General features: G+C 69.0%; 21 protein-coding genes and 2 pseudogenes. 7 read left to right on the plus strand and 16 right to left on the minus strand.

Translation table 11 applies throughout. The features are described from left to right. Nucleotides 1-25: 25 nt before the first annotated feature. The 8 genes from D5R93_RS11690 to D5R93_RS11730 all read right to left on the minus strand — a co-directional run bounded on the left by D5R93_RS11690 (nt 26) and on the right by D5R93_RS11730 (nt 6,096). Nucleotides 26-457: a TadE/TadG family type IV pilus assembly protein gene (locus D5R93_RS11690; protein WP_243106768.1), complete on the minus strand. Its 432-nt coding sequence runs from the start codon at nt 455-457 to the stop codon at nt 26-28. Then, on the minus strand, nt 454-891 hold the full coding sequence (locus D5R93_RS11695; protein WP_243107090.1) for a TadE family protein: 438 nt from the start codon (nt 889-891) through the stop codon (nt 454-456). The genes D5R93_RS11690 and D5R93_RS11695 overlap by 4 nt, the downstream gene beginning before the upstream one ends. Before the next feature lie 58 nt (nt 892-949). After that, on the minus strand, nt 950-1,168 hold the full coding sequence (locus tag D5R93_RS11700; RefSeq protein WP_119835569.1) for a hypothetical protein: 219 nt from the start codon (nt 1,166-1,168) through the stop codon (nt 950-952). Between the two features lie 97 nt (nt 1,169-1,265). Continuing rightward, entirely contained in the window at nt 1,266-2,147 is an 882-nt protein-coding gene (locus D5R93_RS11705) for a type II secretion system F family protein (RefSeq protein ID WP_243106770.1), read from the minus strand. Then, nucleotides 2,068-3,069: a type II secretion system F family protein gene (locus D5R93_RS11710; RefSeq protein ID WP_243106771.1), complete on the minus strand. Its 1,002-nt coding sequence runs from the start codon at nt 3,067-3,069 to the stop codon at nt 2,068-2,070. The genes D5R93_RS11705 and D5R93_RS11710 overlap by 80 nt, the downstream gene beginning before the upstream one ends. Continuing rightward, nucleotides 3,066-4,478 (minus strand): TadA family conjugal transfer-associated ATPase, encoded by a 1,413-nt coding sequence (locus D5R93_RS11715; protein WP_243106773.1) that lies wholly within the window; start codon nt 4,476-4,478, stop codon nt 3,066-3,068. The genes D5R93_RS11710 and D5R93_RS11715 overlap by 4 nt, the downstream gene beginning before the upstream one ends. Next, entirely contained in the window at nt 4,475-5,386 is a 912-nt protein-coding gene (locus D5R93_RS13415) for a hypothetical protein (RefSeq protein ID WP_147392839.1), read from the minus strand. The genes D5R93_RS11715 and D5R93_RS13415 overlap by 4 nt, the downstream gene beginning before the upstream one ends. Next, nucleotides 5,386-6,096, minus strand: coding sequence for an SAF domain-containing protein (locus D5R93_RS11730; RefSeq protein ID WP_119835564.1), 711 nt, complete (start codon nt 6,094-6,096; stop codon nt 5,386-5,388). Before D5R93_RS11730 ends, D5R93_RS13415 begins: the two co-directional genes overlap by 1 nt. 238 nt (nt 6,097-6,334) lie before the next feature. Here D5R93_RS11730 and D5R93_RS11735 point away from each other — a divergent pair, with 238 nt between their 5' ends. The 3 genes from D5R93_RS11735 (at nt 6,335) to D5R93_RS14340 (ending at nt 7,757) form a co-directional block, all read left to right on the plus strand. Continuing rightward, nucleotides 6,335-6,751, plus strand: a complete 417-nt coding sequence (locus D5R93_RS11735; RefSeq protein WP_243106775.1) for a hypothetical protein — start codon at nt 6,335-6,337, stop codon at nt 6,749-6,751. A gap of 560 nt (nt 6,752-7,311) precedes the next feature. Beyond that, nucleotides 7,312-7,599 (plus strand): helix-turn-helix domain-containing protein, encoded by a 288-nt coding sequence (locus tag D5R93_RS11740; RefSeq protein ID WP_119835562.1) that lies wholly within the window; start codon nt 7,312-7,314, stop codon nt 7,597-7,599. After that, nucleotides 7,596-7,757 carry a hypothetical protein gene (locus D5R93_RS14340; protein ID WP_243106776.1) on the plus strand — a complete coding sequence of 54 codons (162 nt, stop codon included), beginning with the start codon at nt 7,596-7,598 and terminating at the stop codon, nt 7,755-7,757. The genes D5R93_RS11740 and D5R93_RS14340 overlap by 4 nt, the downstream gene beginning before the upstream one ends. Nucleotides 7,758-8,210: 453 nt before the next feature. Here D5R93_RS14340 and clpB read toward each other — a convergent pair whose 3' ends face one another. Then, nucleotides 8,211-10,898 (minus strand): ATP-dependent chaperone ClpB, encoded by a 2,688-nt coding sequence (gene clpB, locus D5R93_RS11750; protein ID WP_119835561.1) that lies wholly within the window; start codon nt 10,896-10,898, stop codon nt 8,211-8,213. Nucleotides 10,899-11,103: 205 nt separating this feature from the next. On the opposite strand from clpB, the gene D5R93_RS11755 reads away from it, so the two are divergent. Next, complete coding sequence (locus tag D5R93_RS11755; protein ID WP_119835560.1) at nt 11,104-11,832, plus strand: hypothetical protein; 729 nt, start codon at nt 11,104-11,106, stop codon at nt 11,830-11,832. 15 nt (nt 11,833-11,847) lie between these two features. Here the strand turns inward: D5R93_RS11755 and D5R93_RS11760 are convergent, their stop codons facing one another. From D5R93_RS11760 to dnaK, 7 genes and pseudogenes are all read right to left on the minus strand, one after another. Then, entirely contained in the window at nt 11,848-13,398 is a 1,551-nt protein-coding gene (locus D5R93_RS11760) for a DUF418 domain-containing protein (RefSeq protein ID WP_120206073.1), read from the minus strand. Nucleotides 13,399-13,472: 74 nt separating this feature from the next. Next, nucleotides 13,473-13,793 carry a DUF4282 domain-containing protein gene (locus D5R93_RS11765; RefSeq protein WP_120205417.1) on the minus strand — a complete coding sequence of 107 codons (321 nt, stop codon included), beginning with the start codon at nt 13,791-13,793 and terminating at the stop codon, nt 13,473-13,475. A 1-nt stretch (nt 13,794) separates the two neighbouring features. Continuing rightward, nucleotides 13,795-14,118: a hypothetical protein gene (locus tag D5R93_RS13420; protein WP_162933960.1), complete on the minus strand. Its 324-nt coding sequence runs from the start codon at nt 14,116-14,118 to the stop codon at nt 13,795-13,797. A 134-nt stretch (nt 14,119-14,252) separates the two neighbouring features. Continuing rightward, a pseudogene (locus D5R93_RS15065) lies at nt 14,253-14,713 on the minus strand (heat shock protein transcriptional repressor HspR). Continuing rightward, nucleotides 14,710-15,737: pseudogene (locus D5R93_RS11775) on the minus strand (DnaJ C-terminal domain-containing protein). The pseudogenes D5R93_RS15065 and D5R93_RS11775 overlap by 4 nt, the downstream one beginning before the upstream one ends. 140 nt (nt 15,738-15,877) lie before the next feature. Continuing rightward, the gene (gene grpE, locus D5R93_RS11780; RefSeq protein WP_120205420.1) at nt 15,878-16,519 is read right to left on the minus strand and encodes a nucleotide exchange factor GrpE; all 642 of its coding nucleotides are present in this window, start codon (nt 16,517-16,519) and stop codon (nt 15,878-15,880) included. Further along, a complete protein-coding gene (gene dnaK, locus D5R93_RS11785) occupies nt 16,516-18,390 on the minus strand; it encodes a molecular chaperone DnaK (protein WP_119835555.1) in 1,875 nt (624 codons plus the stop codon). The genes grpE and dnaK overlap by 4 nt, the downstream gene beginning before the upstream one ends. A gap of 454 nt (nt 18,391-18,844) precedes the next feature. Here dnaK and D5R93_RS11790 point away from each other — a divergent pair, with 454 nt between their 5' ends. From D5R93_RS11790 to D5R93_RS11800, 3 genes are all read left to right on the plus strand, one after another. Further along, the gene (locus D5R93_RS11790; protein WP_120205422.1) at nt 18,845-19,894 is read left to right on the plus strand and encodes a phosphodiester glycosidase family protein; all 1,050 of its coding nucleotides are present in this window, start codon (nt 18,845-18,847) and stop codon (nt 19,892-19,894) included. A gap of 1 nt (nt 19,895) precedes the next feature. Further along, nucleotides 19,896-21,179, plus strand: a complete 1,284-nt coding sequence (locus D5R93_RS11795) for a bifunctional glycosyltransferase family 2/GtrA family protein (protein WP_243106778.1) — start codon at nt 19,896-19,898, stop codon at nt 21,177-21,179. A 101-nt stretch (nt 21,180-21,280) separates the two neighbouring features. Beyond that, nucleotides 21,281-22,087 carry an LppM family (lipo)protein gene (locus D5R93_RS11800; RefSeq protein ID WP_147392838.1) on the plus strand — a complete coding sequence of 269 codons (807 nt, stop codon included), beginning with the start codon at nt 21,281-21,283 and terminating at the stop codon, nt 22,085-22,087. The last annotated feature ends 21 nt before the right edge of the window (nt 22,088-22,108 follow it).

Consider the following 22,108-nt stretch of genomic DNA (forward strand, 5'->3'; position numbering starts at 1 on the left):
GTCCTTGTCGCCAGGCTGACTACGCTCATCGGGTTCCTCTCCACGTGTCCACCGGTGCCGTGGACTCCGCCGTGACAGTGGTGGTCCCGGGCAGCATCACCAGCCCCAGGTCGGACAGGCGTACCCGGCAGCCCACCCCGACCGTGACCGTGCCCCCGCGCCCGAAGTCCGCGTCGATGACCCAGGACGAGCAGTGTGCGCGAGCGGTGTCTGCGGCGGCCAGGCTCCTGGCGGCCGCAGCGCGGGCCTGCCCGACAGAGCGCTCCATGGAGGCGGCTCGGGCGGCGTCCCGGGAGGCCGCCTGGACCATGCCCTCGGCCGAGACCATCCTGCCCCCGGCCACGACCAGCAGCACCATCACCATGAGGACCGGGACCAGGACGACCATCTCCACCGACAGCGTCCCGCGCTGCCCGTGAAGGCGAGCACTCCCGGCAGGTAGCCGTGATCTCCTCACAGGTCCTCCCGGAAGGTCTCGCGCTGCGCGGTGACCGAGGCGTGGACGCGCGGGACGAGGCCGGCCAGGATCGTCATGGCCTCACCCTCGACGTGGACCACGACCTCCTGGCCGGTTACGCTCACGTGCACGTCCACGTCAGTGAGCGCCCTGCCGCCGACCTGCTGGGCGTAGCGGCGGCCGTCCTCGCGCGCGGAGGAGGTCTCGCCACCGTTGCGCACCTCGCGGGCAACCTCGCGAGCCGTCATCATCGCCACCTCGTTGCCGTACCAACTCAGCGCCACCTGGACAGTCAGCAGGATGATGAGCATGAGCAGCGGGAAGAAGACCAGCAGCTCGACGCTGGAGGCCCCCTCCTGCTCCCTGAGCCGTCTCACCAGCCCACGCGCACGGCGCCGTGACGCCACGTCCGCCATCTCACCGCCTCCCCACATCGTCACGCCTCCAGGCTCTCCTGCACCTGTCCCGGCTCGTCCCGTCACGTGCCCGCAGTCAGGGGATAGAGGGGACCTGCAGGTCGCTGGAGGCGTTGTCGACCATGGCGTAGACCGCTCGCCCTACCACGGCGGCCAGCACGATGAGGAACCCGGTGATGATGACCCACTCGACGGTGGACACGCCCCTGTCGTCGGACAGGCGCCGGGCGGCCTGGCTGAGACGGTCGCGCAGGCCTTGCGCGACCACCTGGAGCGTGCACAGCAGCTGGAGCATGGTTGCCCTCTCTTTCTGTGTTGTTTTTCTGGTCTGTCTTCTTCTGTGCTGTCCTTCTGGACTGCCTCTTTCCGGAGTGCTCCAGGCACTGGCGGTGTCACAGGCTGCTGCCCATAATTCCCCTCAGCGCCGGGTAGACGAGGAACACGATGAAGCCCATCGCGATGACGAGCTGGGCCACAAGCATGGACTCCGAGCCCTCCCCCGCCCTGCTCTCAGCGTCGGCCAGGTCCCTGCGACGCATGCTGGAGGCCCTGGCCGCCAGCGACTCGCGAACCTTGGCCCCGTCCTCCGCCACCAGGGCCAGGGCGGCAGAGAGGTCGCGCAGCTCATCGATACGCAGCTGGGTGCCCAGCTGCCCCAGGGCTGCCCAGGGGGTGTCCCCACGCAGCCGGGCCACCGCCAGGGCGTCGCGGATACGCACCATCGCCGGGTCATCGCACAGGGCTGAGGCGGCGTCCAGGGCCTCAGGCACGCCGCGCCCCGCCGACAGGGACATGGAGACCAGGTCCAGGTAGGAGCCCACCACATGGCGGAAGTCCCTGCGTGCCTCCGTAGCCTGGCCACGCAGGCGCAACGTGGGCAGCGCCAGGCCCGCCAGGCCGAGCGCCAGGCTGACAATCACGGGGACAGACCAGCCTAGCGGCACCCCCATCAGCTGCATGAGGCCGACGACCAGGATCGGGGCGACAAAGCCTCCCAGGCCCACCAGCACGGAGGTCGCCAGGTGGCGCTCCAAGGACCGCCCCACCACGGCCAGGTCCGCGTTGAGGGAGAACAGGTCGGTGCCCAGCCGCCGGGCTACGGCAGCGGCACGGATACCCAGCACGTCCGCCCACTCGGGCAGGGCGTCCTCTCCGGGGTCGAGGCGACGCACGTCGCGGCGCAGCCGCTCCTGGTCACGCCGTGTGTCCAGCTCGGCCAGCCCAGCGGCCGGCTGGACGGCAGGGGGCAGCAGGATCAGGAGCAGGAGCAGCACGCCCGCCCCGCTGAGTGCCCCGCCCAGGAGTATCCAGGTGATCACGCCCGCTCACCCCGCCCTGGCCAGCAGTCACGGTCAGGAACCTCCGGGGCAGCCGGACCCCTGACAGGCGGCGCATCCACAGCATCCCGACGGCGAACAGGCCCACCACCACCAGGAGCACCAGCTGACCCTGGGCGCTCTCATACGGGGCCACAAAGCTCCGGTTGAACAGGGCCAGCCCCAGCATCACCACCACGGAGAAGATGATGACGATCTGCGCGGAGCGCCGGGTCCCAGAGCGTGAGGCCGACACGCGCTGACGCATGTCCAGCTCGGCGCGGGCGGTGTCCGCCAGGGCGCCCAGTAGTTGGCGCAGCCCCGGCCCGCGCAGGCGGGCGTTCATGATGAGGGCGGAGACAATAAGGTCAGCGGTGGGGTCGTCGAGGTCGTCTGCGAGCTGGCGCAGCGCCGTGGGCAGGGGGACGCGCACCCGCATGCGGTCGGCCAGCAGCGCCAGGTCCTGGCGGATGACCGGGGCGGCGGCGTGGACCGTGGCAGGGATGGCCTGCTCCAGGCCCACCGCGCCCGCGATGGTGTCCCGCAGCGACTCAGCCCACGTGGCCAGGGCCTCGATCCGGGCGGCTGCCAGCCTCTCCTGCCTGGCCCCACCGAACAGCAGCGGCCACACGGCCACGAGGCAGGCGGCTGCAGCCGCCAGCACGATCCAGCGTGTCAGGGCCAGGACGCCCACCCCGACCCCGGCGGCCAGGAGGACACGGCGGGACAGCCCGGCCAGTCCTGCCGACGACGCCGTGACGCTGCCCGCTCGGGCAGGGAGCAGGTCAGCGCCCAGCAGGTAGCCCATCAGGAGGAACAGGCCTCCCCCGATCAGCGCCCCGCACAGGACCGCGACACCCACCACCGTCTCACTGCTCATACCGTCTCCTGCGCGTAGGGAGCGGCCGGGTCGTACCCGGCCGCCATCAGGTCGCCCGCACAGGCGACAGGTGCGGCTGGCTGGGCGGTCCCGGTGCCGTCGTCGGCGAAGACTTCGCTGGAGAGCACCCGCCCGTCCACGCCGTTGACCTCCCGCACGGAGGCCACGTAGCGGCGTAGGCCCCCGCCCTGGGAGAACCGGTTCTCGCGGGTGAGGAAGATGACGAAGTCCACCGCCCCGGCGATGAGCAGGTTGGTGGCCTCCTGCGGCAGGTGCTCAGCGGACTGGATGGCGTAGGTGGCGATCCGGTTGAAGACCTCCGAGGAGGAGTTGGCGTGGATGGTGGACAGGGAGCCGTCGTTACCCTGGCTCATGGCGTTGAGCATGGTGACAATCTCGTCGCCCAGCACCTCGCCGACGATGACCCGGGAGGGGTTCATGCGCAAGGAGCGGCGTACCAGGTCCGCCATCGAGATGGCGCCGGAGCCCTCGGAGTTGGGCAGCCGCTCCTCAAAGGCGACCACGTTGGGGTGGAGGTCGGCGAACTCTCCCAGGCCCAGCTCCAGCGCCCGCTCCACGGTGACCAGACGCTCACCGGGCGGGATCTCGTTGGCCAGGGCCCGCAGGAAGGTGGTCTTGCCCGCGTTGGTGGCCCCTGCGATCATGATGTTCTTGCGGGCACGCACCGCGGCCGAGCAGAAGGCAGCCAGGCGCGGGGTCAGCGTCCCCAGCCCCACCAGCTCGTCCAGGCCCACCCGGTCCAGGCGGGAGCGCCGCACCGAGACTGCGGGCCGGGAGCAGACTTCCATCACCGCCGACAGCCGGGAGCCGTCGGGCAGGCGCAGGTCCAGCTGGGGGTTGGCGGAGTCGAAGGGTCGCGAAGCCAGGCCGGAGTATGAGCCGAGCACCTGGATCAGCTCGACGAGTTCCTCGTCGGAGTCAGCCACCGGCTCACCCCGCTGCTCCCGGCCGTCCGCGTACTGGATGAAGACGTTGTCGCAGCCGTTGATGTCGATGTTCTCCACCTGCGGGTCCTCCAACAGGGGCTGGAGGCGGCCCACGCCGAACAGCGCGGCGTGGATGCCCTGGGAGACCTGCTCCTCCTCCTGGGCAGTCATCGGGGTGCGCCCGGCGGCGATCTCAGTGCGGGCGTGCTCCTCTAGAACCCGCCCGATCAGCGCCCGGGCGAACTGCCTCTCGTCCTCCGCAGTCATGGGGGCGACGCCGGAGGCGGCGTCGTCACGGCGCTGCTGGGCCAGCAGGTCAGCGACCTCCTCGCGCATGTCACGCACCAGGGCCTGGTCCGTCACGGTCCCCGCGACGCCTGCCGGCGCCACGCCCGCGGCACCAGTCTTGTCGAAGGTGCCGACACCTCCCACAGCCGTGTCCCTGACGCCTCGGGGGCTCATGCGCGGGCTCCGGTCGTCGTCGCTCCCGCTGTGGAGGCTGGGGACGTGGGGAAGGCCGGAGATGTCGGGGTGAACACGGATGTCGGGGCGGACACGGAGGACGCGGAGGCCAGGGAGGACACGGAGTCGGCCAGCGCCCGCGCCGAGCGCACCAGCAGGGTCCGACCCAGGGGGCGCTGGCGGCGCCCCGCCAGGACGTCCGCAGCAGAGGAGTCCTCGGCCAGGACGCCCAGCACGGGGACGTCCAGGCCGCTGGCCTGAAGCAGGCGGGCCAGGTCCGCGCCCTCGTGGCGAGACCTCCACGGCGCGATCAGCACCACGCCCAGGGTGGTCGGCCCGGAGCGGCGGTCAGCCTCCTCCCGGAGCCAGGACAGGCGCTCACGCAGGTGGCCGTAGTGCTCCACCCCGGGCCGGGCCACCAGGACTGTCAGGTCGGCTGACAGGGCCACCCCCAGGCTGGGCACGCCCGGGCCGATCCTGCCGACGTCAGCGATCACGTCCCGACCACCTCCGGGGCCTGCCCCACTCTGGCTGCCCTGCCCGGTGCTGACCGCCCCGGCGCTCTCGCTGCTGTGGAGGCAGGCGGCCAGGGCCGACCACCCGGTGCCGATAGCGGCAGCCTGGTCCGGCCGTGTCAGCCCGACCAGGACCTCCAGACCCCCGTCCAGGACCGTCAGGTGCTCGTGGACCGGCACGTCCGGGTCGTGCCGGAGGGCGGCGGCCAGGGAGACGACCCCGCGGTCCCCGTCAGGAGGCAGCCCCTCACGGGTCCTAGCCCGGTAGGCGAGGTCGGAGCCCACAGGGTCCAGCTCGGCCAGCAGCACCTGACGCGGCCACACGGCGGCCAGCGCGTGCGCACTGGTGGACACCCCTGGTGACCCCTTGGCTGAGCCCATCGCGACCAGCATCAGTCCTCCCCGACAGGACGGCCCGGCGCGGTAACGACGACAGCGATGTCCCCGGCGGCAGCGGAGGCGGACAGCTCAACCGCGTCGTCGGCGTCCACGATGAGGGACACGACGGCCCCGGAGGTCCACTCCCCATCCGCCCCCGAGGACGGCACCGCATCCAGCACCTGCACGCCGGAGACGGCCACGTCACGACCGTTGACGTCAACGACGTCGGCGACGTCGCCGGGGCTCAGGCCAGTGGCCGGGAAGCGACCCGCTTCCAGGGAGACACCGACAACCTGCTTGCCCTCCCCAGGGAGGGGACCGTCAGCCACCTGGGAGGTGTCCAGCAGCTGCCCCTGGCTGACCTCCACCCGCGCCGTCTGGCCGATGACCTGCTCCGCCTGGTCAACGGGAACAAGGTTGCTCAGGTCGGAGGCGACCAGGGTGGTAGCCAGATCGTCCTTGGTGATGACCTGGCCGGCCTCAATGGTGCCTGCGGCAGCCAGCACCTCCGTGCGCTGGCCCATACGCAGGGCCAGGAGCCCGGCCAGCAGCGCACCTCCAAGGATGAGCAGCACGGCCAGCGCCGCCAGCGCCGGGCGCCGCTCGCGCGGGGCGGTGGGCAGGCGCGCCGCCCCGGCGCCCTGGCCAGCATGCACGGCCCCCGCACCCCGCCAGTCGCGCGCGAATCGACGCCGTCCTCGTCCGTCCTGGGGATGTGCCATGGGGAAGAACCTCTCGGTCGCCGCATAAGAACTGACAGCACCGTAACTCAGACGTGATTTTCGTGGAACAGACACAGATGTGACGATAAATATACTTTTGTCTCAGCCCATAGACTTGTCAGGCGTTGTCGCTCTGTGACATGGTGCCCGTGGTAACACGACCGCAGCTCGCCTTGGGCGAGCCGAGGCCCGTTACACCTCGCGCCCCGGTGGCGCCTGGCGGCGAGGTCGGGCAAGGGTGACGGCATCGTTGGCGACACTGGCAACGACGTTCGCCACCACCGGCCAGCCAGTACCAGCGCAGGGGCGCCTAGCCACAGACCGAGCAGCAATCACCGATGAGGAGCTTCTTGACATGTCTTTGCAGGCAGATCTCGACACGCTGGCAGCGCTCTACGACACCCTGAGCAACAACGTCCAGCTGTGCCACGACATCCAGACCACCACAGACTCCTCCCTGGCCTCCGCAGTGTGGGAGAGCCCCAACGCGGAGGCCTTCCGGGCTGCCTGGGAAGAGTTCAGGCCCAAGCTCATGGCCTTTGAGGACGCCCTGGCGGCGGGCGCCACGGACGTCGCCAACAACCACAACAACAACGCCGCAGCCAACGGCGTGACAGACGCCCGTCAGCTGGCACCAGTCGCACCCGTCGCCTGAGCCGTCCAGCACGGGGTCTCACCACGGGGGCAGGCTAGACGGACCGGGTGCGCTCCGGCCCAGGATGGGGTCCCGCCGCAGGCGGGGACAGGACCGGGCGCTGACGCTCCCGCCGCCCACCCCAGCCCAGCCTGAGCCGCCGGGGTCAAAACGGGTGGCGTCCGACCCTATTTAGAAGTAGACCTATTTAATGCTGCGTGGGTGAGTTAGGAAATCTCATGGGCATCGCGATAATTTCCCCCTTTGAAAATATGCATCATTGTTTTGTCTTATTATCATTTCGACTATAAGGTTGCCGCTTCGCGGCTCCGCGCGAGGACCGTTGCCGCGCCAGCACTGACCGACCACCCCAGGGCACCACGTGGACCCCCAGCGGGGTCACCGTCGTCCTCGCCACCGGGTACGACCCCCGGCACCCGAAGATGTGCAACCTCGTCTCCGCACCAGCAGACAGCCCCAGCCGAGGCACCGCCCTCCTATGGCGAGAATCCCCGCCACAACGCCACGGTCAGACTGCTATGCTCGTCATTGGAGAAGCGATAGCGCACAAGGAGAAGACCATGGTCGGCTACCGGATCGACCGACAGCTGAGCGAACTCGGTGAGCACGTGCGGGGCTGGCGCATGGTCCTGGGGCTCACCGCTCAGCAGGTGTCGGAGCGCGCCGGCACCACGCGGGACACCTTGCGCAAGATCGAGACCGGGGACCCCTCGGTCAGCTTTGGCAAGGTCGCGCAGGTGCTGCGCGCCCTGGGGGTGCTTGACCAGGCCGTCGATGCGCTCGACCCGCTCAGCAGCGACATTGGCCGCCTGAGGGCGGGGAGCCTGACAAAGAGGCGGGCACGGTGACCACCATCGAGGTGCTCGCCGAGGAGGCCGGACGTACCCGGCTAGTTGGCCAGGCACACGTGACCCGCACCCGTGGCCGGGTCTCCACGACGTTTCTCTACCACCCCACCTACCTCGCCGACGGCGGCACGCTATCGACCCGTCGCTTCCGCTGGTAGCGGGCTCCCAGTACCACAACGGGCTCGTACCAGCCTTCGCTGACAGCGCCCCGGACCGGTGGGGCCGCAACCTCATTGAGAAGGCAGAGCGTACTCACGCCCGCGAGGTAGGGAAGGACCCCCAGGAGACTCGACGACCTCGACTTTCTCCTGGAGGTCAGTGACGACACGCGCCACGGCGCGCTCTGCTTTCGCTATCCCGGCCACAAGGACTTTCTCGGCAGGCCCTCACGCGTCCCACACCTCATCTCACTGCCGCAGCTGCTGGCGGCCTGTGACGACGTGGCCTCAGGTGACGACTCGTCAGCCGCCGTCAAGCAGCTCCTGGACACGGGGACCACGGGGCTGGGCGGCGCCGCCCGGCCAAAGGCGTCCGTGCGGCTGGAGGACGTCGCCAGCGCCGCACGGGCCTGCGCCATCCCGCCACCGGCATCCACCCACGTCGCCCCCGGCTCACAGCGCCGAGCCGGCGGAAGGCGCTGAGGGGGCCGAGCGCGCGGCCTCCCCCTCAGCCCGCAGGCTCAGTCCCGTCTCCCCCGGGAGCCGGTCCACCACCACGTCCTGGCCGTCAAGGACCTCACCGGCGAGGATCATACGGGCCAGGCGGTCCCCGATCTCACGCTGGACCAGACGGCGTAGCGGCCGCGCCCCGTAGGCCGGGTCGTAGCCTTCATCCGCCAGCCACGCCCGGGCGGCCTCGGTCACCCGCAGCGACAGGCGTCGGCTAGCCAGGCGCTCGCTCATGCGCTCCAGCTGGATGTCGACGATGCCCGCCAGCTCCTCCCGGGTCAGAGAGTCAAAGACGATCGTGTCGTCCAGCCGGTTGAGGAACTCCGGCTTGAAAGAGGCCTGCACCACGCTCATGACCTCGTTGCGCTTCTCCTGGGGAGACAGGATCGGGTCGATGAGGAACTGCGACCCCAGGTTCGAGGTGAGCACCAGGATGACGTTGCGGAAGTCCACCGTGCGCCCCTGGCCATCCGTCAGCCGCCCGTCGTCAAGGACCTGCAGGAGAATGTCGAAGACCTCCGAGTGGGCCTTCTCCACCTCGTCAAGCAGGACCACCGAGTAGGGGCGACGGCGCACGGCCTCGGTGAGCTGGCCGCCCTCCTCATAGCCCACGTACCCGGGGGGAGCACCCACCAGACGTGCCACGGAGTGCTTCTCAGAGTACTCCGACATGTCGATACGCACGACGGCGCGCTCGTCGTCGAAGAGGAACTCCGCCAAGGCCTTGGCCAGCTCGGTCTTGCCCACACCCGTGGGCCCCAGGAAGAGGAAGGAGCCGGTGGGGCGGTCGGGGTCGGACACGCCTGCCCTCGAACGCCGCACGGCGTCGGCCACCGCGGACACGGCGGCGTGCTGACCGATGAGGCGCCGCCCGATGACCTCCTCCATGGTGAGGAGCTTCTCCGTCTCCCCTTGAAGGAGACGCCCCACGGGGATGCCGGTCCAGGAGGCCACGACCTCGGCGATCTCGCCGGCCCCCACCTTCTCGGCGATCATCGGCTCGCTGGAGCCCGCCTGCTGCTGGGCGTCGTCGGCCTCGGCCTCCCGGATCTGGCGCTCCAGCCCTGGCATCTCGCCGTAGCGCAGACGACCCGCCTCTTCAAAGCGGCCCTCGCGCTCGGCCAGGTCCGCCCTGGTGCGCATCTCGTCCAGGGCAGCACGGAGCTCACCGACCTTGTTGTGCCCGGCCTTCTCTGCCTCCCAGCGTGCGTTGAGGGCAGTGAGCTGCTCGGTGGCGTCGGCCAGCTCGGCGCGCAGGCGCTCCAGGCGCTCCACAGCAGCCGGGTCCGCGTCGTCCTGGCCCACGGACTCGTCCAGGTAGGACTCCTCCATCCGCATCCGGTCTACCCGGCGGCGCAGCTCGTCAAGCTCGACGGGGCTGGAGTCCAGCTCCATGCGCAGGCGCGAGGCGGCCTCGTCTACCAGGTCAATGGCCTTGTCGGGCAGCTGGCGACCGGTGATGTAGCGGTCGGACAAGGTGGCTGCGGCCACGAGCGCCCCGTCGGAGACGGTTACCTGGTGATGGGCCTCGTACTTGGGGGCGATACCGCGCAGGATGGCGACGGTGTCCTCCACGCTGGGCTCACCGACAAAGACCTGCTGGAAGCGACGCTCCAGGGCGGGGTCCTTCTCGATGCGCTCACGGTACTCGTCCAGGGTGGTGGCACCCACCATCCGCAGCTCGCCGCGGGCCAGCATGGGCTTAAGCATGTTGCCCGCGTCCATGGCACTCTCGGAGCCTGCCCCCGCGCCCACCACGGTGTGCAGCTCGTCGATGAAGGTGATGACCTCGCCGTCAGAGTCCTTGATCTCCTTGAGCACCGCCTTGAGGCGCTCCTCGAACTCGCCGCGGTACCTGGCCCCGGCCACCATCCCGGACAGGTCCAGGGCGATGAGTCGCTTACCGGTAAGCGACTCGGGCACGTCCCCGGCGACGATGCGCTGGGCCAGCCCCTCGACGACGGCGGTCTTACCCACGCCGGGCTCGCCGATGAGGACGGGGTTGTTCTTGGTGCGTCGGCTCAGGACCTGGACCACGCGGCGGATCTCGGTGTCACGGCCGATGACGGGGTCCAGGCGGCCTTCCCGGGCCGCCTCAGTCAGGTCAGTCCCGTACTTCTCCAGGGTCTTGTAGGTGCCCTCCGGGTTGGCTGAGGTGACTCGTGAGTCCCCGCGCACCTGGGGCAGTGCCTCGCGCAGCGCCTGCGGGGTGGCCCCGGCGTCACGAAGCACCTTGGCGGTGGTCCCCGAGGTGCCGGGTGTCACCGTGCCTGCGGCGATGCCGATAAGAAGGTGCTCGGTAGAGACGTAGTCGTCCCCGAGGTCGCGCGCCTCGGTGCTGGCGGCGTCAAGGGCTGCCAGCAGGGCGCGGGAGGGATGGGGCTGGGCCACCGAGCTGCCGGAGGAGGCGGGCAGCTGGCTGAGGATGCGCCGGGTGGTGGCACCCACGCCCTGTCGCACGGCCGGGTCCGTGACGACAGCCTCCAGGAGCGCCGCCGCGACGCCGCCCTCCTGGGTGAGGAGCTCGATGAGCAGGTGGGCGGGCTCGATCTGGGGGTTACCCGCCGCCGCGGCAGCCTGCATGGCGCCCGCGATCGCCTCCTGGGACTTGGTGGTGTAGCTGGTGTCCATGGGGACCTCCTTGAGGACGTGTGGTGAAGATGTGTTGGTCCCGGCCTCGCGACCGGGAGAGCTCTGACCACCCCAACCCAATCAGAGTTGAGTCTATTCCGCTCAACCCTTGATTTCGATGTGGGACGCGTCCGCCTCAGCCGCGAAGCGGTCCCTCGCAAGATCACGTAGTGTTAACGAAACCCGACACACAGGAGGAATTCCCATGCGAGCACGTATCCGTACGGCATTGGCGGTCGGCGCCGTCAGCACCGCCCTGGCCCTGGCAGGCTGCGCCGGCAACAGCTCCGACGAGGAGACCACCGCAGCCGACGAGGAGACGACTGCGGCGCAGACCGAGGAGAGCACGGGCACCGAGGAGACCGCTGAGGGCTCCGAGGACTCTGCGGCGAGCGCGGACTCCACAGAGGACGCCGAGAGCCCCGAGGCAGTCATCCCCGAGGGCTACCAGGAGGTGGAGGCGCCCACGGCGGGAATCTCCCTGGCCGTGCCAGAGGGCTGGGAGGACGCCAAGGCCTACTCTGACGAGCAGCTTCAGGCCATCGCAGAGGCCCAGGGCAGCGACCTCGACACCTACCAGCAGATGCTCGCCGAGTTGGATCTTGCCTACCGGGCCGCTGAGCCGGACGAGAACGGCTTCGTGGAGAACGTCAACGTCGAGTCAGGGGTGTACTCCAACACTGAGACCCCCACCGAGGAGGAGGTCACCAGCTTCCTCGCACAGCAGGGCGCTGAGCTGGCCCAGTACGGGACCGTGGAGACACCTAACGGGGAGGCCGCCACCGGCGCCTACTCGATCCCGGACAACCCCGCCCAGGGCGAGGTCCTTATCGCCCCGACCAGCGACGGCGGCTACGCCGTCATCACCGTCACTACCTCAAGCGCTGAGCGCACCGAGGAGCTGGTCCAGGACATCGCTGGCAGCATCGGCTGACGCCTGCCCTGGCTCTCAGCTGACGCCCCGGCCCGGCACCATCTCGACGTCGGCGGCCACCAGGGAGGCATGCAGCACCAGCTGAGTTTGAGACACGCAGTTGGGGGTGGGGCACGGTGCACCGTGCCCCACCCCAACTGCTGTACCCGCTGTCTGCACCCCCGCTGCCCGGGGTCTGTCTGACGGCTGCTGCCCCGCACCGCCGCCCGGCGGTGCGGGGCAGCACTCACGCCCCACAGCCCGAGGAGGCCACTCCTCCTGCCCGGGTGCCGGGACAGCGGCCCGGGGCCGCTCGCTGCGAGCCACGGCGGTGCGCAGGGCGACCTCGAAGGGGCCAGGACGTCCCGCGCGCTCCAGCAGCATGCAGATCACCACGGTGACCAGCCACACGGCGACAGCGATCAGACCTGCGGCAGCGGCGCCCACCTCAAGGCTGGTGCCCAGCACCGCGGGCACCACCACGAAGACGAGAAGGAAGAGGATCGTCTGGCTCAGGTAGGCCGTCATAGAGCGTCGCCCCACGGCCGAGGCCATGCGCCGCAAACCGTGCAGGCTCCCGTCAGGAGTGGGACCGCCCGCGTAGAGCGCCAAGAGGGCCAGCCAGCCCGCGGCACCGGCCAGGCCGCTCACGTAGGTCGCGGCCTCGTCCAGGAGGAAGGGCTGCGCCCACCCCGCAGCAACCAGCCCTGAGTGCAGTGCGCCCAGGATGCCGATCCCCATACCGCCAGCGGCCACGGCCGCGAGCCTGCTGCGGTGGCGCTCCGGGTGGGAGAGCAGGTCGGTGTCAGCCAGACGGGCACCGATAAAGGCCGCCGGGACCGCCATGGAGAAGAAGACGGAAGACACGGTGCCACCAGCCCACACCAGGATATTGATGATAAACCAGGGGATGCTCGCCAGGACGTCGGTGCCAGCCTGGGCCTCGGCGCTGTCCATGTCCACGCCCAGCTGCTCGAGCCCACCCGTCATGATCCAGCCCGAGTAGAGCATAATCAACGAGCACAGAACCGTGACAACCAGACCAACCACGAGCGCGCCCCTCCAGCGCTTGCGGGCCAGCCAGTCGGCGAAGATGACGGCGATGAGCCCGTAGGTGGCAATGATGTCACCAAAGAAGAAGATCCCGTGGACGGCACCGAACAGGATCATCCACCACCCGCGGCGGCGCACAAGACGACGCGCGTCAACCCTTGCCTGCTCCTGGGCCCACACAGCCTGTGCAGGCGTGGCCAGGTCAGGCTGGCCCCCAGTGACGGAGTCCAGATAGGTACGAGTACCGGAGGTGACCCGACGGTTGACCATGGTGACCAGGCCAAACCCGAAGAGCATGGCAAACAGCGGGTAGGAGCGGTGGTCGACCACCAGTGCCCGGACAAGGACCCACACGGAGTCCGCCGAGGACATCTGCCCGCCCTGGAGGCCCTGGGTACTGGGGTCCGGCTGACCAAAGACAGCCTCCGCCCAGATGGGGACATTGGCGACCGCGATAAGCAGCAGCATAACCCCGCGAGCCACGTCGGGCGCCGGATAGCGCACACCAGGCGTGAAGGATGTCGTTACTCTCATGCTCATCACCCTAGTGCGACCTCACCGGACACAGGTCCTCCTGCAGAAGGATGAGGTGCCCGGCGTGGTCCTCCCTAGGACTGAGGCCCGCGCAGCCAGCGAGTGTTGTTCTCCGTACGGATCACGGCGACGATGAACTCCAGGACCATGCGCGCGCCGAGGATGTGCAGGAAGGCGGGGATGAGCCCCAGGACCAGCGCCAGGAGGAAGGCCCCCGGGTTGAAGGCCGCGTGCGAGGCCGCGTAGGAGCCGTAGCCGTGGTAGCCGCCGTGAGAGCCTCCGCCAGAGGAGCCGATGGCGACCGCGCAGATGAGCCACGTGGCGACCACCATGACGATCCACAGGATGTAGACCACCCTGGCCCAGGTAAGGGTGACGTACCTGGTGAAGCTCATGTCAAACAGTGAGGCGAAGAAGCCTCCCGACCGTGCAACCGGGGCACCGTAGCCGGGTAGGCCTGGCCGGACTGACCTGGCTGCTGCCCGGGAGCAGCGGCAGGCGTGGCGTAAGGGGCGGAAGGGCCAGAAGCCTGCGGGGCACCGTAGGTGCCCGCCCCTGGACACCAGGCTCCGGCTGCTGCGGGGGCTGAGAGCCGGGGGCCTGCGGGGCGCTGCTCGCACCTGGCACGCCCTGGGCACCGACGTCCGGTTGCTGGTCGTGAGACGGGTTGCTGTCAGGCTGGTTGTCGTGGGGCTGGTCCGGGTTCGTCGGCTGAGTCATGACCAGAGGTCTCCTTGTTCCTGGCGATGTTCCTAGTGACGTTCTTGACGGGGTTCTTCGAAATGTCCTTAACGACAGGGACCTCCACCTTACACGTCACTGTGGTCATGAAGCATTCCGCTCAGAGCCTTAGCTCAATACTGCTCACAGGGGTTGACGGCCCTCGGCGCCGCCGCCTCGGGGAGTCGAGCCTCTGCGGTCCCGGGGCCACGAGGCACGACCTGGACCTCTCCGTCAGCCGCGGCGGCAAAGATCCGCTGCACGGCGGCCTCCCGCGCCCGGTACTGGGCGTTGTCCGCTTCCAGCGCCTCGACACGGGCCTCCAGCTCCAGGATGCGCCGGATCCCTCCAGGTTGACCCCCTCCTGGCTGAGCGCCTGGATACGTCGCAGCCGCTCGACGTCACGGTGGGAGTAGCGTCGTCCCCTGCCCCGGGTACGCGCCGGGCTGACCAGTCCGAGGCGGTCGTACTGGCGCAGCGTCTGGGGGTGCATCCCCGCCAGGTCCGCAGCCACCGAGACCACGTAGACGGCCCGCTCCTGCGCGTCGCGGGCGAGGAAGCCGAGCCCCTGACCAGCACGGCGCCGGGCCGTCACCGAGAGGCCTCCTCCATGAGCGTGGCCCGTGGGTCCGTGTCTCCCATTGCCTCGTCAAAGGCCTCCAGCGCCTTGCGTGCCGCCCGTGACAACTTCTTGGGGACCGCCACCTGGACAGTCACCAGCAGGTCCCCGGTCCTGCGCTCCGTGACCACTCCCTTACCTCTCAGGCGCAGCACGGTGCCCGAGGAGGTACCCGGCTTGATCCGGACCTTGGAGGTTCCCCCTCCAGGAGCGGGACCTCCACGGTGGCCCCCAGCGCCGCCTCCGACAGGGTCACTGGCAAGTCCATCCGGAGGTTGGCGCTGTCAGTCGGGTCGATGGAATAGACAGGGTGGCGCTCCACCGTGATGGTCACCACCATGTCGCCATTCTCCCCGCCGCCCGGACCGGGACGCCCCTTGCCCCGCAGCCGGATCTTCTTGCCTGTCCGGACTCCGGCAGGGATACGGACGGTCATGGTGCGTCCGTCAGCGGTTAGCTCCACGGTGGTACCCGCCACCGCGTCACGCAGGCTCAAGGTGGCAGAGGTCAGGACGTCAGGCCCCTTGGTCGGCGATGGCCGGGAGCCGAAGCCCCCAAAGCCAAAGGAGCCGGGGCGCCCGCCCGAGCGCGTGGGGCTGGGAGCACCGCCGAACATGCGCAGCAGGTCGTCCAGGTCAGGCTGGCCCGCACCACCGGTCTCAAACCGGACGTTGCCGCCCTGGGCACCGAACATGGAGGACAGGATGTCCTCAAAGCCCCCCGCGCTGGCCCCGCCCGCGCCGGAGGTGAAGCGAGCGCCACCTCCCGCCATCGAGCGGATCGCGTCGTACTGCTGGCGCTCCTTGGGATCGGACAGCACCGCGTAGGCCTCTCCGACCTCCTTGAACTTCTCCGCAGCGACGGCGTCATCCGGGTTGCGGTCCGGGTGGTACTTCTTGGCAAGGGTCCGGTATGCCTTCTTGATCTGGGCGGAGTCGGCGTCCTTGCTCACGCCGAGGACCGCGTAGAAGTCCTTGGTCATCCAGTCCTGGCTGGCCATCGTCTCACCGCCTCCTCGTCCAGGTGAGTAGCTGGTATAAGTGTCTGGGGGCAGGCCCGCCCCGCTCGGCCTGGGGGCTGCGCGCGCTGAGGCGGCAGCCCCCAGGCCGGTGACGTGCAACCACCGGGGTGGCACCCAGGTCAGGCCGGGTTGGCGACCTGCACACGTGCCGCCCGTACCACGCGCTCCCCAAGGCGGTAGCCGGGCTGGAGCACCAGGACGATCGTGGGCTCGGTGACCTCCTCGGACTCCGTGGCCATGAGCGCCTCGTGGATGGTGGGGTCAAAGGGCTCGCCCTCGGCCCCGAACCGCTCCAGGGAGAACTTGTCCCTCAGGACCGCCTCCAGCTTGGTGGCCGTGGTCTCGAAGGTCCCAGTCAGGTCTCCGTGCTGGCGAGCCAGCTCGACCTCGTCCAGGACCGGGATCAGCGCCTCCACGACCCCGGCCGCACCCGCCTGGCGGTGCCCGGCCGCGGCCTCGCGGGAGCGCCGCACAAAGCCCTGGTACTCCTGCTGGAGGTTGTAGAGGTCCGCACGCGCCCGGGCCAGGTCCTCGGCCGCCTGAGCAGCCTCGGCCCGAGCCTGGCTCAGGGGTCGGGGTTCTCCTCCCCTGCGGCACGTCCCCCTCCCCGGCACCTGGCGCCGCAGGCGCCTCCCCGGGAGCAGCCCCGTCCTGGAGACAGTCACGGACCTCCTCGGGACCTCCTCGAAAGCGGACTCCACCGCCGCCTCCAGCTCGGGGTCGACCCCCTCGCCCTCAGGCACAGGACCGGCGGCACTCACTTGGAGTCCTCGTCGTCCACGATCTCCGCGTCCACGATGTCCTCGTCGTCTCCGGAGGTGCCTGCGGAGGCTCCCGCAGAGGCGGCCTCGCCCTCGCTGCCGGCGGCCTGGGCAGCGGCGTCAGCCGCGTAGAGCGCCTCCCCGACCTTCTGGGCGACAGTGTTCAGCTTCTCCTGAGCCGCCTTGACGGGCTCGATGTCCTCACCCTCCAGGGCCTTCTTCAGGTCCTCGACAGCACCGGAGACCTCGGAGCTGACGTCGTCGGGCAGCTTGTCCTTGTTGTCCTTGAGGAGCTTGTCGATGGAGTAGGCCTGCTGCTCAGCGGCGTTGCGGGTCTCGGCGTCCTCGCGCCGCTTCTTGTCCTCCTCGGCGTGGGCCTCAGCCTCCTTGACCATACGGTCGATGTCCTCCTTGGGCAGGGCCGAGCCTCCGGAGATGGTCATCGACTGCTCCTTGCCGGTACCACGGTCCTTGGCGGAGACGTGGACAATACCGTTGGCGTCGATGTCGAAGGAGACCTCGATCTGGGGGATGCCCCGGGGCGCCGGGGCGATGCCGGTCAGCTCGAAGGTGCCCAGCGGCTTGTTGTCACGGGCAAACTCACGCTCACCCTGGTAGACCTGGATGAGGACGGAGGGCTGGTTGTCCTCGGCGGTGGAGAACACCTCGCTGCGCTTGGTGGGGATGGCCGTGTTGCGCTCGATGAGCTTGGTCATGACCCCGCCCTTGGTCTCGATGCCCAGGCTGAGCGGCGTGACGTCGATCAGGAGCACGTCCTTGCGGTCGCCCTGGATGACACCGGCCTGCAGGGAGGCGCCCACGGCGACGACCTCGTCAGGGTTGACGCCCTTGTTGGGCTCCTTGCCGCCGGTCAGCTCGCGCACCACCTCGGTGACCGCGGGCATACGGGTCGAGCCTCCGACCAGGACCACGTGGTCGATCTCGGACAGGGAGACCCCGGCGTCCTTGATGACGTTGTGGAAAGGAACCTTGGTGCGCTCGATGAGGTCCGCAGTCATCTCCTCGAAGCGGGAGCGGGAGAGCCTCTCGTCCAGGTGGACAGGACCAGCCTCGCTCATGGACAGGTACTGCAGGTTGATGTCCGTGGAGGTCGCCGAGGACAGCTCCTTCTTGGCCTGCTCGGCCGCGTCACGCAGGCGCTGCATGGCGATCTTGTCCTTGGACAGGTCCACGCCGCTCTTGGACTTCACCTGGCTGACCAGCCAGTCGACAATGCGGGCGTCCCAGTCGTCACCGCCCAGGCGGTTGTCGCCGTTGGTGGCACGCACCTGGATGGTGGAGAAGCCGTCCTCGTCCTTGCCGACCTCCAGCAGGGAGACGTCGAAGGTTCCCCCACCCAGGTCGAAGACGAGGATGAGCTCGTCCTCCTTGCCCTTGTCCAGCCCGTAGGCCAGGGCAGCGGCAGTCGGCTCGTTGACGATACGGTCCACAGTCAGCCCGGCGATGGTCCCGGCCTCCTTGGTGGCCTGGCGCTCGGCGTCGTTGAAGTAGGCCGGAACAGTGATGACGGCGTTGGTTACGGACTCCCCCAGGTAGGACTCCGCGTCAGCCTTGAGCTTGGCCAGGATACGGGCGCTGATCTCCTGGGCGGTGTACTTCTTGTCGTCGATGGTGACGGACCAGTCCGTGCCCATGTGACGCTTGACCGAGGAGATGGTCCGGTCCACGTTGGTGACGGCCTGACGCTTGGCGACCTCACCGACCAGCACCTCGCCAGACTTGGAGAAGGCGACGACCGACGGAGTGGTGCGGCCGCCCTCAGCGTTAGGGATGATGGTGGGCTCGCCACCCTCCAGGATGGCAATCGCAGAGTTTGTGGTTCCCAGGTCGATACCGACAGCGCGTGCCATACGGGCTCTCCTTACTGTTCTTGTCGCGCCCTGGCCGGTACACGGCCCGTGGAGCCCAGTGGCTTCGCAGGACCGTGCAGCTGGTGCGCGGGGCGCTGAGGTCGGGTGAAGTTGTCAGCACGGGCCACCATGTCTGACGCAGAGCGTCAGCAGGTTGAGCCTCATGCGCTCATGATTGTTGTTGAGCATGGTCTTGTCAACATCATCTCTGAGTCTGCCCGACTCAACTCTAGGGCCGGGTGTTCTATTCCGCCTCGCAGAGCATGACGCCTCTCACTCCCGCAACCCCCGCACCTGGTTCTCCCCATCGCCTCGCTCGCGACCTCCTTCCCCGTCCTCCCCAACCTTCCCGGCCTCCCCGGCTCCGTCAGGATCTGCTACGGCCTCCTCCCCTCACAGCAGACGCACACGGTGAACCTACGGGCGGCACACACCTGAGCGTCAGGGTTGCGCCATGCACAACAGCCCGCACGGCCCCGACCCGGACACGCCCGACAGCGCTCCAGCCACCCCGCCAGAAGACACGCCGCAGGCAGCTCGGACCATCATCCGGGCACCCCGGAGGCACGCACGTCGCCGTTTCCTGCTGGGAGGTGCCGCCGCCCTGGGCCTGGTCGCCACAGGGGCCAGCACCTGGGCTCTCAACCGCTTTGTCATCGATCACGTCGAAGTGGACGACGTCTCCGCCTACGAGGCGCGCAACAGCTCGGTCACCTCCTCCGGAGCCTCTGTGAACGCCGAGTCCGTCAGCGTGACCGAGACCGGCTACTCCTCCTCCGCCACCAGCATTGAGACCCACCAGGTCACTACCGGGTCCGGGGCGCAGGCGGTCACCTACTACGTCGCCGACGTCAGCCTGTCCCACGCCACTACCCTGCGCAGCGCCTTCGCCAAGAACTCCTACGGCACCAACATCACCGCCAGGCCCAGCGAGATCGCTTCTCAGCACAACGCCGTCCTGGCGGTCAACGGAGACTACTACGGCTTCCGCACCGACGGGATCCTCATCCGCAACGGCACCGTCTACCGTGACAGCGGCGCGCGTGACGGCATGGTCTTCTACACCGACGGCCGCGCCGAGGTCTATGACGAGACCAGTACCGACGCCCAGACGCTCCTGGCCGCGGGGGCGTGGAACACGCTGTCCTTCGGTCCCGCCCTGGTCAAGGACGCCGCGGTCCTGCCGGGTATCGACTCCGTCGAGGTGGACACCAACGTCGGCAACCACTCCATCCAGGGCGAGCAGCCCCGCACGGCAGTGGGGTGGGTAGGGACCAACCACCTCGTGCTCGTCGTGGTGGACGGCAGGGACCGAGGCTACTCCCGCGGAGTCACCATGACCGAACTCGCCCAGATCATGGTGGACCTGGGGTGCCAGGCCGCCTACAACCTCGACGGAGGAGGCTCGTCCACCCTGTACCTCAACGGCTCGGTCCTCAACCGGCCCTCCAACGGAGGGGAGAGAGCCACCTCGGACATCCTCTACATCGCCAACGGCTCATGACATGGCTGCGACAACCATGACGACAACCACGACGACAACCACGCCGGCCCTGGTCCCCACGTCCCCGTGTACCACCCCACGTACCAGCCCCCAGCAGGCGGCGGCAGGTCTGCCTGCGGCCTCCCCCCAGCCGGGCCAACACCCCCGCCTCCAGGACCCACAGCGGGACCCGCGCCCGGAGGGAGAGCAGACCCCGGTAGCCACTCTGGTAGTCCTGATCCCCGCCTACCGTCCGGACCGCCGCCTCCCCGACCTGGTGCGTCAGGTGCTCCACAGGTGCTCCGGCTGCGCGGTCCTCGTCGTGGACGACGGGTCCGGCCCCGACTACGCCGAGGTCTTTGCCACCGTCCGGTCCCATGGCGCCCACGTCGTCACCCTGGCGCGTAACCGGGGCAAGGGCGAGGCCCTGCGCAGCGGACTGGCACGAGCCTGCGACCTGTGTCCCCAGGCGGACGTCGTGTGCGCCGACGCCGACGGCCAGCACAAGCCAGAGGACATTGCCGACGTGGCCTCGCGTGTACGCCACAGCAGGCACATGACCCTGGGGGTACGCCGGTTCCGTGGGCCGGTCCCCCTGCGCAGCCGGGTCGGCAACACCGTGACCTCCCTGCTGCTTCGTGCCGTTACCGGGTGGAGGCTGCACGACACCCAGACCGGCCTACGCGGCTACCCGGCAGGACAGCTGGCCTGGCTTCAGCAGGTCGGCGGCAACAGGTACGAGTACGAGCTGGCCTTGCTACTGCGAGCGCACAGGCTAGGCCTGGACGTGGAGCAGGTGGAGATCGCCACCGTCTACGAGCCGGGAAACACCTCCAGCCACTTCAGGCCGCTGCGTGACTCGTTCAGGGTCTACGCACCGCTTCTGGCCTTCACGGCCACGTCCCTGGCGGGGTTTTGTATCGACTGGCTAGTGGTCGTGGTGCTTCACGCGCTGACCGGTCGCCTCCTGGGACCGGTGGTAGCGGCGCGCCTGATCAGCGCTACCGCGAACTACCTCATGAACCGTCGGGTCTTCGGGGCCGGGCAGGCAACGACGAGAAGCACCGTGGCGCGCTACGCCGTCCTGGCCTGCAGCCTTGTCGCCGCCAGCTACCTGCTGCTGCTCGCCCTGACCGGGATCGGGATACCTCTGGGCCTGGCCAAGGTCCTTGCGGACAGCACTGTCTACGTCACCAGCTACCTGGCTCAGCGTCACCTGGTCTTCGGGCACCCTCCGACCGGAGGCGCTCCGCGACAGCCGGGGCACGTACGGAGAAAAGAGTCTGCAACAAGCATGCGTCAATGAGGTCTCAGGGTTCTGTATCCCTGTAGTGCCCTGTCATCCAGGTATCCGGAAGCAGACAACGAGCTTGCCTGGACACACCTCATCCCTATAAGAATTCGGGCATGACAAGACGTTCTCCCATGCGCCTGCGCTGCACCGCGGCCTTACTCCTTGCCTCTGCGGCGCTGCTTCTCACCTCCTGCGACGCTCACATCACCATGACGATCGACGGGGACAAGGACACAGTTCGCTCCTCGGTCGTGGTGTGGGACAGCGCGCTGTCGGAGACGGACTGCTCGGCGGAAGGAATGTCCGACATGCTGGGCGCCACCGCCCCCCTCCCTGACACTGCCGAGGAGACGGCCTTCACCTGGACCGACCACCAGGGCCAGCCCGCCTGCCAGATCACCAGCGCTGACGTCCCCCTGGATGAGATGGACGCCAGCACGACGGTGTCTCACGAGGAGGGCAGCTACGTCGTCGAGCTCGACCGCGGGACAACCTCTCGAGAGACCATCGAGTCGTTCTACGGACCTATGGACGTCAGCCTCACCATTACCTTCCCGGGAGAGGTGACTGAGGCCTCCGGGAACGCTGAGATCGACGGGAGCTCAGTCACCTGGTCGGACGTCCTTGAGGAGGAGGGCACGCTGCGCGCCCAGGCCGAGGACTCCTCGTTCTCGCCACTGCCGTGGGTGGCTCTGGGCGGGGTAGCGCTCCTGGCCGTGGTCGGGGCCGTGACCACCACCATCCTCCTACGCCGTAGAAGGAGGCATCGGGCAGCGCCAGCCAGCCCGGAGCCGCCCGCAACGGGGACGGCACCCTCCGCACAGCCTGGCCCGCCACCTCTCCAGCAGCCTGCTGCCAACCAGGACCAGCAGCCGCCTGCTCAGCCGCAGCAGCCTCACCAGTACACGAGCCAGGAGTGACGGGCGTCCTTCTGGTAGGCC

The sequence above is a fragment of the Actinomyces lilanjuaniae genome, from assembly GCF_003606385.1.
GTDB lineage: Bacteria > Actinomycetota > Actinomycetes > Actinomycetales > Actinomycetaceae > Actinomyces > Actinomyces lilanjuaniae.

What these genes read in the sequence shown, in the direction of transcription:
- D5R93_RS11700 (WP_119835569.1), bottom strand. Translation starts at nt 1,168, where the DNA reads ATGCTCCAGCTGCTGTGCACGCTCCAGGTGGTCGCGCAAGGCCTGCGC.
- D5R93_RS11795 (WP_243106778.1), top strand. Translation starts at nt 19,896, where the DNA reads ATGGCTGCGACAACCATGACGACAACCACGACGACAACCACGCCGGCC.
- D5R93_RS11740 (WP_119835562.1), top strand. Translation starts at nt 7,312, where the DNA reads ATGGTCGGCTACCGGATCGACCGACAGCTGAGCGAACTCGGTGAGCAC.
- D5R93_RS11730 (WP_119835564.1), bottom strand. Translation starts at nt 6,096, where the DNA reads ATGGCACATCCCCAGGACGGACGAGGACGGCGTCGATTCGCGCGCGAC.
- D5R93_RS11715 (WP_243106773.1), bottom strand. Translation starts at nt 4,478, where the DNA reads ATGAGCCCCCGAGGCGTCAGGGACACGGCTGTGGGAGGTGTCGGCACC.
- D5R93_RS11755 (WP_119835560.1), top strand. Translation starts at nt 11,104, where the DNA reads ATGCGAGCACGTATCCGTACGGCATTGGCGGTCGGCGCCGTCAGCACC.
- D5R93_RS11695 (WP_243107090.1), bottom strand. Translation starts at nt 891, where the DNA reads ATGTGGGGAGGCGGTGAGATGGCGGACGTGGCGTCACGGCGCCGTGCG.
- dnaK (WP_119835555.1), bottom strand. Translation starts at nt 18,390, where the DNA reads ATGGCACGCGCTGTCGGTATCGACCTGGGAACCACAAACTCTGCGATT.
- clpB (WP_119835561.1), bottom strand. Translation starts at nt 10,898, where the DNA reads ATGGACACCAGCTACACCACCAAGTCCCAGGAGGCGATCGCGGGCGCC.
- D5R93_RS11790 (WP_120205422.1), top strand. Translation starts at nt 18,845, where the DNA reads ATGCACAACAGCCCGCACGGCCCCGACCCGGACACGCCCGACAGCGCT.
- D5R93_RS13415 (WP_147392839.1), bottom strand. Translation starts at nt 5,386, where the DNA reads ATGCTGGTCGCGATGGGCTCAGCCAAGGGGTCACCAGGGGTGTCCACC.
- D5R93_RS11760 (WP_120206073.1), bottom strand. Translation starts at nt 13,398, where the DNA reads ATGAGAGTAACGACATCCTTCACGCCTGGTGTGCGCTATCCGGCGCCC.
- D5R93_RS13420 (WP_162933960.1), bottom strand. Translation starts at nt 14,118, where the DNA reads ATGACTCAGCCGACGAACCCGGACCAGCCCCACGACAACCAGCCTGAC.
- D5R93_RS11800 (WP_147392838.1), top strand. Translation starts at nt 21,281, where the DNA reads ATGACAAGACGTTCTCCCATGCGCCTGCGCTGCACCGCGGCCTTACTC.
- D5R93_RS11710 (WP_243106771.1), bottom strand. Translation starts at nt 3,069, where the DNA reads ATGAGCAGTGAGACGGTGGTGGGTGTCGCGGTCCTGTGCGGGGCGCTG.
- D5R93_RS11765 (WP_120205417.1), bottom strand. Translation starts at nt 13,793, where the DNA reads ATGAGCTTCACCAGGTACGTCACCCTTACCTGGGCCAGGGTGGTCTAC.